Here is a 12,715-nt window from a genome sequence, read left to right on the forward strand (position 1 = left end):
TCGTAAGCTTTCAGCGGCTGGCTCGCCCTTGACATTTTATCCGGCTTTGCTTTTAGTTGCTTACATGGTGATTAAGGTAGTATCGTTCATAGCTGTCAAAAAAAGAAAACTTAACTCCGCCAGTTCTTCGGGATAAACAGATGTTTGTCGAATGAATAATACAAAGAACAATAAATCTACCGCCTTTCTTTTTAAACAGGCCCTCGACAAAAAACTCACATCGGATATTAGTAAACAGCATAAAGACAGCCTGCGATATGTTTACAATCATTTCATGGCTTTTTTGGGCGAAGATGGTCGCGAGACTTCAATCAAAAAAATAAAAACAGCTCAAATTGAAGAATTCCTCCAGCGATACAATTCATCTGCTACAAGCTATATGAATAAAAGGCGCGACTTAAGCGTGCTTTTTAATACTGCCACAAGGTTAATAGACGAAAATCTAATGACGATCAAAAAGACAGAAGTAAAGAGAATAAAAGCTACGCTTCATTTGGCTTATGAAAAAGAACAATTACAACCTGTACTTGATTTTTTAAAAGGGAATCACATCAATCTATATCGCTGTTGCCTGATGACCTATGGTTGTTTATTACGCCCTCATGAAGAGATACGATTGCTTACAAAAAAGCATTTTAAAAACGGCAACACAGAAATTCATTTAGCGGGAAATGAAAATAAGGGCGGAAGAGTAAGAGTCGCTTTTGTTCCGGATTATGTAAGAGAAGAACTTGAGCCGGTGCTAGCCCAACTAAAAAGAGACGACAATATATTCAGCTTAACTAAAGAGCCCTTCAATTATACCTATTTTGCTAAACAATGGTCGCGGGAAAGAAAGAAACTTCTGAGTCATGGCCTGGTCTATCCAAAACAAACATTGTATTCCTTTCGGCATACTGCCGCAATTAATGTATTTCGACGAACGAAAGATGTTTATATAGTTCAGAAAATGATGGCACATTCCTCGGTAGTTGTGACACTTAAATATTTGAGGAGCCTTGGTGAATTTAATACTGATGAATTAAGAGCAGCAGCACCCGTACTATGATTAGGCTTACCCGTGAAGAGATCTATAACATGGTATGGGAGTTGCCTATGACTGAGATCGCCAAGAAGTATATTATATCTGACGTTGGGTTTCGTAAATTGTGTCTTCGATTAAATATTCCTATTCCCAAAAGTGGGGATTGGTCTAAAGTAAAAGCCGGCCATAAACTTAGGAAGCCTAAATTATCTACAGTATGGAAAGGGAAGGCATTCGCCGAACTTGATGAACGCCCACCAGATCAACAAGTCAAGAAAATTTCCGAATTAGATCGGCTTGTTAAGCAAGTGGCGTTAGAAAAACTTCCTTTTAAAGTTCCTGACCGCCTAACAAAACCACACATTTTAACTATTGCTGCAAAAGAAAGCTTGTCTAAACTTACTGATGTTAATCATCCTGGAATGGTTGTGACATCCAAAGGCCAATTGGATATACGTATAGCCCCATCAAACACCGGTCGTGCGCTTCGCTTTATGGATACGCTAATTAAATGCGTACGTGCAAGGGGCTATTTTTACGAGGTAAATAACGACGGTAATTTCGTTGTTATAAATGATGTAAAGCTTCGAGTCAATTTTCGAGAGCAGACAAATAAATTTAAGGTGCATAATAAGCCATATCAAGATTTTGAATGGCGTCCTAATGGCAAACTTGCTTTTCGGCTTGATAGCAGATTAAAGGCAGAATGGAGAGACTTAAAAACTCCGTTACTTGAGGAGCAGCTACCCAAGATATTAGCAAAGCTGGAATTAGCCGCTAAGCAAGAAAAAGAATATTTAGAAAAAGCACGCCTGTGGCAGGAAAACTGGGAAAGACAAAGGAAAGTACAGGCAGAGCGAGAAATGCGTCAGCGGCAGGAACAAAAAGAATTCCACGAACTAATGCTCAAAGCAAAGCGTCGGAAACAGGCTCAGTTGCTTCGTGAATATCTTACAGCTATACCAAATGTTACCCATGAATGGCTTTCCTGGGCAAATCATAAAGCAGATTGGATCGATCCGATTACTAACGCTTATGATGAATGGCTAACAGAAAAAGATCTGGAGGGGGTTTAAAGCAGATTGCGACTAGCGTGTACTAATGCAACTTTATATCTGTATAGCTATATATCTGGCTATATAGCTACACAGATATATTGTCAGTTTTAATCTCCGCAAATTTGCGGAGATTATAGCTATAATTCTCCGCATAAGTTTAAAACTGGCGAGATATACTATCTTTTATAACCACCTCTATTAGGACCGATATCTTCAGAATTATCATCGTCCCGATTAAATTCTTGATTTTGCCGCTCCCTATCATGTTTTGCTATGGCATCGTTGATGCTCGCTCTTACGTGCTGCCATCTTAAGCTTTTATCTTTAAGAATTACAGGAACGTTAAAATCAATATCATTGTGGTAAAGAAGCGAATTACGAGCTTGACTCCGATCCACATTAGGATATTTGTTACAGTAGAACTCCAGTATGTCATTATATTCAAATTCCTGAAGTAGATAATGAATATCAATAAAGTCTTTAATTCGTTGCCCGCTATGAACTATTGCATTTATTTTCATTGCGGCGATATCTTCTAAAGACATCATTCGAATTCCTTGAATGGTTTCGATTTGTTTAACCACCGGGTATTTATGACTGATCAGGTCAAAATCCACATCAAAAATACTTCCACTGACGTAGTTACTTTTTTGCCTTCTGATTAATGCGTTGTATTGTTTTTCAAGATGCCCCGCTAATTTTTCGGCATCAAAATCCCCGGTATTGAAAAGATCTATATCAATGGATTCTCTATGGCCTAGCTTTAATGCTAAAGCTGTTCCGCCAACAAGATAAAAAAATTGAAAATGCTGATCACGCATCAGCTTGTAGATTAGATCCAGTGTCCCTGGTTTAACTGTTTCTTCGTGTAACATTTGAGCTCAGTTTTGCTCAATTGAAAATATTCACAAACAGCTTCTACAGTCATATCGGTTAAATAGTTGATTTCTTCCTTTAAAGCGTGGATCAGATTATCCTGGCCATAAAATCGTATTATTTCTTTCCAATCTGATTGGTCGCCCTTATTAAGCACCCGCTCAATAATAGTCAGTCTTGACCGTCTCCAATCAATTTTTTCAAACTCAAAGTCCCAGAATAATACAGGCGATAGACTAGGTCTGCTGATTTTTTGTATTAGCGGCTGCCGTTCTATTTTAACCTCGTCATTTTCGAATGGGATCTTTTTTTTAGAAAGATAATTATTAAGGGTATGATAATTAAAATCCGGGTAGCTATCGCAAAAACCTTTCAGACTTGAAAATACATCAATATCTATTCCTGCAAAACGTTTCCATTGTACCAAAACAACTCTTTTATTGATTTCTTTTATCATACCCAAATTTAACCAATAACCATATAAAATGCCTAATATTTGTGAATATTTGTCAATTGAAGGTTAGTGGTTAGTTAATTGATAATAACTTGATCTTAAGTGTAGCCATATCGGAACTGATCTTATGATCCATTACTTTGGCATAAATCTGAGTGGTTTTAATACTGGTGTGCCCCATCATCTTCGCCACACTCTCTATCGGAACACCGTTATTAAGCGTTACAGTTGTCGCAAACGTATGCCTTGCAATATGGAAAGTCAATAATTTGGAAATGCCACACAAGTCGGCAATTTCCTTTAAATAGGCATTCATTTTTTGATTGCTCATTACCGGTAGCAATAGATCATCGACAATACATTGCGGATTATCTTCGTATCGTTCAATAACCTTTAATGCAGCCGGCAAAATGGGAATGCGGGATAATGTATCTGTTTTCTGGCGGTTAGTATAAATCCACAGATCACCATCGATCCCCTTAACCATTTCAGAACGTTTAAGCTTCTTAACATCAACGTAGGCTAGACCAGTATAACAGCTAAACAGAAAAATATCCCTAACCAATTGTAGTCTTTCTACGGGAAATTGCTTATCCGCAATCGCTCTCAATTCTTCTCTTGTCAATACTACCCGATGAACTTTCTTTGTTTTGGGTTTATAATTCAGATAGGGGTCAACAGTAAGCCAGCCATTTCCTAAACAGATACGGACAATCTTGCCCAAGTTTTTAATATACTTGATCGCCGAATTATTTGCACACCTGCGCACACTCCGCAGGTAGTATTCAAAGTCATTTAGGAACTCAAAATTGATTTTATTGATAGGTATATCAGATACGTTGTGCTGCCATTGCATAAAATCTTTGGTATGCATTAAGGCTGTTTCATAACGCTGAAGAGTGCTCTTTTCAAATTCCTGCCCTACCAGGCTGCGCATCTTTTGATTATGATCTTCAAACACGCTAATTAATGTGCGTACCTTTTCTGTTTTACCAATAAAGCGATTTTTGAGATTTTCGGCGGTAACCATTTCGTCATTAGCAGTCATCCATCGATGAATCTCCTGGGCTTTGGCGTGTAAAGTGTCGAGATAAGAGTTTAGCGTGCGAACGTCTTCTTTGGTGCCGATAGCACGGCCTGCTTGTGTATTCCAACGGGATGGGTCACAAGTTTTGCCAGTTGAGGCTTCAGCTCTTTGGCCATCAACGGTAAACCGCAGATAAATGGCTACAGGGCCATTCTTGTAGGTAGAGCGCTTCTTTAAATAAAAAAGCAAATTGATGTTAGTTCTCATTACAAATGAATTAAATAGTGAAACAAAATTGATTATTCCATCATTTGCAATCAAGATGTTCACTCGCTGAACATCTTCTAAATCAGTTACTTATGGTGTTTCTGGTGAGCATTTTTTTAGCTTTAATATGCTCACCGAATTGCTCACCTTTTTTATGCTAAAACATGCATAATTTGATGTTTTCGAGTAAACAAAAAAGCCTGTAAATCGATGATTTACAGGCTTTTAGGCAATTTTGACATTGTTTTTAGCGGAATGGACGGGACTCGAACCCGCGACCCCATGCGTGACAGGCATGTATTCTAACCAGCTGAACTACCACTCCGTTTAGTTCCGTTTTTTTCGGTGTGCAAATATACGCAGCTTTTTGTATTACGCAAATCGTTTTTTGAAAAAAGACACTTTTTATTGTTTAAAAAGCACTTTTAATGTTCAAAAATAGCTTCAAGATCAAATCTTTTAAACACTTAATTAGCTCAATATCAATTTCAAAAACCAATAAATCCGTCACCAAAAATTATTTTTAATTTTTTTTCAAAAATTTCATTTACCTCACGTCAAAGCTGAAATATTGACTTCCAACTTCGCCATTTCGGGTAATTCCTTGTACCAAACCTACGTATTTGCCCTTTTCATCGGAGGTATAAAAAGAAAGTTGTCCTTTACCGCTTATGTTTAAATTAACATTTGGCTGCCAATACAGTAAGTTTCTAAAATCAGGGATCCGGCTTTTTACGGCATCTTCTGTATCATAAACCGGCGAATAAAACTCTCTTTGCAATTGCAATCCTTCGTAATCAAGCACTACTGCGTGAGGGTCTACTTCAACTCCGCCAAGGTCGCCTTTATAGGTGGTGTAACTTAATATGCCCTCCTGCACAGATGGGCCATAAAAATACCTTTCCCGCATTACTTCAAGTTTTCTGACTTTTAAAGGATCAATAGCTATCACCTTGTCCATATTAAATACAGGTACGTCATCCAACATTACCAATGGGTCGCCCTGTAAAAATCCATTATCATTGAGCACTTTTATATGATATCTTTTTTGCGACCTTACTACATTTACCTCCCTGATATACTCACGCAATACTTCTTCCATGGTAGTAAAACGTGTATAATTATCTAACAGATAAGTTTTATATGGCTTCCCATAAAATCCGGAACTATCCACTCCCGGATCATAAAACTGTTTTATTTTATTACCGGCGTATACATTTTGTACCTGCATACCTAAACTGTGTTCTTCTATGGCATTTCGCATGCCTGAGGTTAAATCAAATTTTGATTCGGTATGTTTAGCGTATTGCTCTGAGAAAGGACTCAAAACATCTATCCGGTAGGCCGTATCACGTTCTGAATTTGTTTGCACAATAATTTCACCCGGACCAAATAGCTGTTTGGTATTAAATACCAGTCGCCCCAAAGAATCGCTCTTAGCTGCGTACAACTGCACTCTTTTTCCCGGAACACTTAAATAGGTTACTAAATCAGTAGCAGGTAAGCCAGTAGCTCCATTAACCACCTTAGCGGTTATCAGATGGTCATTATACTCTGGTAAGAAATTAAATGCAGGCTTTGTGTTTTTAAGAACATCATTCCATTGAAACCGTCTCCATCCTTGTGAAAGCATCAGATTATCAATAGCTGCATCTGTTTCTGCATTAGTATTTTTAAAATAATAATCAGGCGATTCAATATTACCCCGCAAATCAGATTTTAGCCACAGGTAATTAACAATATCTTCTGCATCTGTATGCTGCAGCGAATCAATACGATAAACAGATAAAGATAAATTGGCTGGTAAATAACTGCTTGCAGCATTTTTAACCCCAATATTCATACTGACTTTTTTGCGCGTAGCATACTGCGGCTGATCTGCCGAGGCTTCAATAAATAGTTGCTGTTTGGGGCGTTTAAAGTATAGCCGTTCACAAACCGGTTGCCTGGCGCCATTAAAAATAGTAATGTGCGATATGCCTTCGCCCAGTTTTGCTTTATCAATGGTAAAATGCGCTTCTCCTGAATTTAAATATGCATTCTGTGACACTTTAACTATTTGCCTGGTATGGGCAAACAGATATACTTCTCCCGATATTTTATTAGTACTTTTTATTGCAATTTCCAGTTGATCTCCTCCGTTGTCTTTCAACTGCATTACATAACCCTCACTGTTGGTGGCAGGCAGGTCTTTTACCGCTATGGTAACTTTCCCCCCTTTAATAATAGCCTTATAAGCATTGTTTGCCAACGGGGTGAACACGAAGCTGCCCATACCAAATTTTAATGGCTCAAACCGAGCTACAGTATCGTTATGCTGATCAATTATAGCGCCTTTATATGTAGTTAAGCCCTGGCCTTTAAAATTGGTTACTTTAAATGCCACCTTACTTGCAATACCCGCCACTAAATTTCCTCCTTCAGGAAAAAATTGCACATCATAGTTAGCAAGTTGTTCTTTGGCTTGTGGTTCGGGCGATTTAAACGTATTAACTATGGTTATCTGTTTCTCAAAATAATAATCGGGGCTAAAGTTCTTCATACAGCTGGTGTAGGCCCTCAGCTTATAATTTCCACTAATTACTGATACCGGAATATATAACGATCCGGAACCCGAACCATCATTCATTGAAATTTTAGCCTGCATTACGGCATTCTGATTGCCATCAAGCACATCCACATAAACAACTTTGCTCAGGTTAAGTGGCTTGTGAAAGCTGGCGTCAACACAGTAAATCTTAAACCAGATAATTTCTCCGGGTAAATACACGCTTTTATCTGAATGAACAAAAACTTTTTCCTGTAGTGTTAGTTTCTGATTTTGATCAAAATTGTTTTTTATTTGATTTGTTTCCTGTGCCAAACATGCAGTTTGCAATTGCAACAAAGTCAAAACTGATAAGACTATAATTCTAACGGCTCGTGTAATTTTTTTCATAGCCAAAACATGATTGTTTGCATCATTTTATTGCGGGTAGTACGGTTAACTATTTATCTGTCCAGAACGTAGGTTGTTTAGTTCGACCTCTTATAGTACAATCCACACAGGATGGTGATGAATAAAGATAGCCTTCAATACTACTGTTGCCAAAAGCATTAACAGGTACTCCGGTTCCGTTAATAAGCTGGCCCAGAACTTCATTTAGCCCAGAAAGAGGGTTATGAAAATAAGCACTATCCAAGGTCCCGCAGTCATAAGGATACTCCAAATTCCAATCTTTCGGCAATTGACTTTTATTTATATAAACTCTTTTGGATTGTACATTTGTAACACTTATATAACCTATAACGGGTTCGGCTGGGTCTTTTAAATTGTGAATATTTCCTTGAAGTTGTGTTGGCTGGGCATCAAAAATACTACCCAGTTGTTCTGTATTTTTTCTTAAGCTTTCCCAAAACTGATAACCATCCTTGGTTAATGCATATTGTTTTAACAATATGGTATACCTTATACCTATTTTTTCTGAGGTACTTTGTATAGTTGTAATGGGTCCTTGGGATATAATATCCTCTGCAAGTTTTTCAGAGGATGCTAAAATAATGTTACTTGAATTATCGCTTCCAAAACATACATGTATATCCTCACCTTCGCGTCTGGGTCTTATAGATTTGGTAGGAGCATCAACTATAAAATTTGACTGATACTTGCTTTGAAATTTCCAGGCTTCTGAATAATCCCAACGATAATAACGCGTATTATTTGTTGAATTATGCGTATTCACATATAATTGGAGGTCGCCATTTTTGGGAGAAAATCCGATACTATCAATTGATGGGTTTTGCCTAACCTCTACATAATCTGAAGCATATTCTTTACCTGCAGGATCTTTAAGATGCAAACGATATTTTTTTGAAGGGTCAAGATTCATTGGGCCAATATCATATTTGCCATTTCCTTCTGATTTTAAGGTGTAATTATTTCCTTGTGCATCTTCAACAATTACACTAAAATTACTTACTGCCTGTGTGCCCACACCTTCAGATAATTTAACCGTTCTGCTCAGGCTGACCATCGTTGAATCATTGCCGCTATTTATTACCCCCTCAACCACTAAATAATGATTGTCGCTACTTACTACAGGTGGATTATATGGTTTTTTACAACTCGATATAATAATCATCACGACCAATAAGTATCCTATATTATTAATCTTCATCATGTTAAACAAATTGGTTTGCTACCCGGAATCATTAAGATTCCAGTGATATTTTTATGTGTTATTAAAGTATTCCTATATTGATCATCCTTAAATTTCATAACCATTAAAACCTAATATTATAATTGATAAATGGTATTGGTTTAGCAAATATGGAAAGCTTAAATCCGTTTATTACGCCACCTTGTTGTGTAAAATAAGTTGAATAAGCATTTTGCCGCCCGGTAAGGTTATATACCCCTATAGTAAACGAGTTGTGCGTTAACTGGTGTACTTTATGATTACCTTCTATATTCATCGAAAAGTCGGATCTGAAATAATCAGGTATGCGATATTCGTTTCTGTCAGAATAGTAAACACGTTCCGAACCTCCGTAATAATACTTGGCAATAGGCAAGGTAATTGGCCTGCCTGTACTATAAGTTACGTTTAAGGATATACTAAACCTGTGCGAAAACCTGTAATTACCGATGAAATTAAAATCATGTGGCTTATCAAAATTTGCCGGATAATAGGCCCCGCCATTGATCAGTTCGCCAGCATTAGGATCATCTTGTTTTAAAAATGTGCGCGAATAAGTATAGCTTATCCATCCGTTTGCTTTACCTGTTGTTTTTTTAACCAAAAACTCTATCCCGTAAGCTTTACCATCGGTGCCCAAAACATCATTCTCAATATGATGATTAAGTATCAGGTTGGCTCCACTCCGATAATCGAGATAATCTCTCAATCTTTTATAATATACCTCAACCGAAGTTTCGATAGTATTGGATTTTAGGTTACGGTAGATTCCTAAAGATACCTGGTCGCCATATTGTGGTTTAATATTAGGATCGCTAAGTTGCCAAACATCCGTTGGGGCTATGGCTGTAGTATTTGAAAGCAGATGGATATATTGCCTTAGCGTATTATATCCGGCTTTTAAAGATGCGTTATCACCCAGATTATATCGGGCCGAAAGTCTGAACTCGGGGCCTGAGTATGTTTTAATTACTTTGTTTTTTGAATAGCTTGTGCTATCAATAAGGTTTGTGCTCGTTTTTGGCAGGTTAGGAGCATAATTATAAACTGTTTGAGGCCCGAGATAGTTATATAATGAATACCTGATACCGGCACTTAAAGACAGGTCGTCAGTAATATCATACTTATCCCCTACGTAAGCAGCGCTTTCTAATGCCTGTTGTGCAGGTACAGCATCGGGTACTACTAATGATTTCACATTGTTGGGCTGCAGATTGCCGGGATGCAATTTGTAATAAATAGAACTTACACCAAAATTAATTGTGTTTTTACGATTAAGATAATAGGTAAAATCTGCCTTGAGGTTTGTTTGGTTAATATCAAAGTTTAGCTTGTAGGCATTCACTGCATTATCAAAGCTTGCAATATCATATTGATAATGATCTATACCTGTTGTAATAACACTAAACAACTTATCATTAAAGTTATGCTTCCATTTGATATTGATGTTCTTATTGCTGTAACTGTAGGCGGTATCACTGTTCAGCTTAAATTTATCCTTACTCAGGTAACTTGTAATGTAGAGATTATTTTTTTCGTTGAACTGATGGCTTATATCGAGGTTAAAATCATAAAACGATGCCTGGCTATGTTTGTATGCTTCAGGAAGCAATTTGAGCAGCCAGTCAGAATAAGTTACGCGGCCGCCAAATATAAATGAGGTTTTATCTTTAATAATTGGGCCCTCAACATTAAGCCTGCTGGTAAGTAATCCAATACCGGCAGATCCGGTAAACTTCTTTTTGTTGCCTTCTCTGTCTGTTATGTCAAGCACCGACGACAAGCGCCCTCCAAATTTTTCCGGGATACTGCTTTTATATAGCTCAATATCTTTTACTATGTCAGGGTTAAATGCAGAGAAAAAACCAAAAAAGTGCGATGGGTTATAAATGGTAGCATCATTCAGCAATATCAGGTTTTGATCTGCCGAACCTCCGCGTACATTGAACCCTGTTGATGCCTCCCCTACAGTTTGTACACCAGGAAGTGTCAGTACCACCCTCAATACATCCGCCTCACCAAAAACCGTGGGTACCTGCTTAATACTTTTAATATCGAGGTGATTAACCCCTAATTGTACATTACGCACGTTGGCAACCTTTTCGGCCGATATTTTTACCTCCTTTAAACTGGTCACCTGCTCCTGCATTTCAATATTCAACTTTCCATCAGAATACAGGATGATCTGCCTGCGGGTATCACGCATACCAATACCGCGGATGCTTAATATCTGCCTGCCTTTTGGTAGTGCAATGGTAAAATATCCAAATTGATCGGTAGCCACACCGCTTTTAGTATTTGTAACGTAAATGCTGGCACCAACCACCGATTCGCCTGATTTCCCTTCACGTACATAACCAGACAGCGTAGCTTTGCCAGGCTCAATAGTATTTGTTTTTATCCCTATTTCGTAAAGCTTGTTTTCAGTCGTGGCTTCCGGAACTTTTGTTTCTTTTTCATCCGTATAATTAGCCGTAGGGACACTCATAACTACATTAGGTGATTCTTTGTCGCCCGGCTTTTTTCCAAAAAAATCAGCGGCGAGCCTGGTTTGAATCTCGCGCCCGCGTGTAAGAAATACTTGTTGGCCGGTGGTTATCGCATAATGAAAATTTGTATTTTTAAAAGCCATTTCCAAAACAGCCTCAAGCGGCTTATTATTTAACTGAATAGTAACCTTTAAGCTATCAAACTGCGCCGGGTTGTAATAAAAATGATAGCCGGTTTTAGCTTCTAACTCTGTAACAACCTGGTTTATACCAGCCTGTTGAAAGTTTACCGTTACTAACAGCTCCATTTTTTGCTGCGCATAGGTTAACCCACACAGCATCAGGAAACAAAAACTCAAAAAGTAGATTTTTTTCATTAGCAATTTATTTTTCTACTGTATACTCTGCAAAAAATTGCATTGAGTAATCAATACAGCGTATTACCTTATTATAAAGCGCAAATATTTACTTTGATAACTCATCGTATCGGGTAGCTATAGCAACTATGGCGTCCTCCGGAGTTTTCTTAAATTTGATTTTATTGGCCTTTATGTATTGAAGCAACTCTTTCTTTTTATCCTTCAAAATGTTTAATAAAGCATTTTGACTACCGATACCATAATAATTATTGTCTTTTTTCAGATAAAAACTATGGCTGGTAGCTGAAAAATAAGTTTCAAGTGTAATTGTGCCGGAGGTACTTAGGATGGACTTTGATCGTTTCGCCAAAACCTCAAGCCCCGATTTATAAACCTGATCATAAAATCCATCGTTTATTCCTGCATTGGTATTTAATGAATCTACCCTGACATGAATAAAATGATGATTCAATATATCAAAGCTTTGTAACCTTTCACTAAGCAGAATATATTTTGAAAACTTGTTGTATAACCGGGCCACAACGAGGTTTCTGTTAATGTCATAGATGATTGGTACATCTTTATAAAATATACCATCATAAATAACTGAACCTGATACAAAGTCATCTTTATCCAGGAAGTTGGCATTCCCTTTTATCACCGGATTGTATACATCATACTCGGGTCCGTTATATAATCGTGATTGCTCACCTATGGCCGTGTTATAAACATCTTTTATATGATTTAATGCAATTTGCTGTGTAGATGTATCACCATACTCAGTTTGCCCCCAGGCAGAATTACCCACGAGTACAAAGGATATTAGAATAAGATGTAGGTTTATTTTTTTTATCATTAAATGATCTATAAAAATGGAATTTACATCTCTTTGGCTGAAAATCAAACAATAAAAACAGACTGTACGTAAATTAATTGAAATGTATTAATTATGTTACAATAATACATATTGAACCCTTCAAAAA

Annotated in this window: 9 protein-coding genes and 1 tRNA gene; 2 read left to right on the forward strand and 8 right to left on the reverse strand. The window is 37.4% G+C overall.

Annotation, left to right across the window (positions count from 1 at the left end):
* Positions 1–151 precede the first annotated feature (151 nt).
* Positions 152–1,048, forward strand: a complete 897-nt coding sequence (locus QWZ01_RS19120) for a tyrosine-type recombinase/integrase (protein ID WP_290326107.1) — start codon at positions 152–154, stop codon at positions 1,046–1,048.
* Complete coding sequence (locus QWZ01_RS19125; RefSeq protein ID WP_290326108.1) at positions 1,045–2,100, forward strand: hypothetical protein; 1,056 nt, start codon at positions 1,045–1,047, stop codon at positions 2,098–2,100. The genes QWZ01_RS19120 and QWZ01_RS19125 overlap by 4 nt, the downstream gene beginning before the upstream one ends.
* 158 nt (positions 2,101–2,258) lie before the next feature.
* Here QWZ01_RS19125 and QWZ01_RS19130 read toward each other — a convergent pair whose 3' ends face one another.
* From QWZ01_RS19130 to QWZ01_RS19165, 8 genes are all read right to left on the reverse strand, one after another.
* Positions 2,259–2,957, reverse strand: a complete 699-nt coding sequence (locus tag QWZ01_RS19130) for a nucleotidyl transferase AbiEii/AbiGii toxin family protein (protein ID WP_290326109.1) — start codon at positions 2,955–2,957, stop codon at positions 2,259–2,261.
* Positions 2,915–3,415: a DUF6922 domain-containing protein gene (locus tag QWZ01_RS19135; RefSeq protein ID WP_290326110.1), complete on the reverse strand. Its 501-nt coding sequence runs from the start codon at positions 3,413–3,415 to the stop codon at positions 2,915–2,917. The genes QWZ01_RS19130 and QWZ01_RS19135 overlap by 43 nt, the downstream gene beginning before the upstream one ends.
* A 70-nt stretch (positions 3,416–3,485) precedes the next feature.
* The gene (locus QWZ01_RS19140) at positions 3,486–4,706 is read right to left on the reverse strand and encodes a site-specific integrase (protein ID WP_290326111.1); all 1,221 of its coding nucleotides are present in this window, start codon (positions 4,704–4,706) and stop codon (positions 3,486–3,488) included.
* A gap of 251 nt (positions 4,707–4,957) precedes the next feature.
* Positions 4,958–5,031 (reverse strand) — tRNA-Asp (locus QWZ01_RS19145).
* A gap of 222 nt (positions 5,032–5,253) precedes the next feature.
* On the reverse strand, positions 5,254–7,569 hold the full coding sequence (locus tag QWZ01_RS19150) for an MG2 domain-containing protein (RefSeq protein ID WP_290326112.1): 2,316 nt from the start codon (positions 7,567–7,569) through the stop codon (positions 5,254–5,256).
* Between the two features lie 124 nt (positions 7,570–7,693).
* Positions 7,694–8,866, reverse strand: coding sequence for a DUF4249 domain-containing protein (locus QWZ01_RS19155; protein ID WP_290326114.1), 1,173 nt, complete (start codon positions 8,864–8,866; stop codon positions 7,694–7,696).
* A 103-nt stretch (positions 8,867–8,969) separates the two neighbouring features.
* The gene (locus tag QWZ01_RS19160) at positions 8,970–11,750 is read right to left on the reverse strand and encodes a TonB-dependent receptor (protein ID WP_290326116.1); all 2,781 of its coding nucleotides are present in this window, start codon (positions 11,748–11,750) and stop codon (positions 8,970–8,972) included.
* 88 nt (positions 11,751–11,838) lie between these two features.
* Positions 11,839–12,588, reverse strand: a complete 750-nt coding sequence (locus tag QWZ01_RS19165; RefSeq protein ID WP_290326118.1) for a hypothetical protein — start codon at positions 12,586–12,588, stop codon at positions 11,839–11,841.
* Positions 12,589–12,715: the final 127 nt, after the last annotated feature.

It is taken from the genome of Mucilaginibacter aquaedulcis, assembly GCF_030409325.1.
GTDB lineage: Bacteria > Bacteroidota > Bacteroidia > Sphingobacteriales > Sphingobacteriaceae > Mucilaginibacter > Mucilaginibacter aquaedulcis.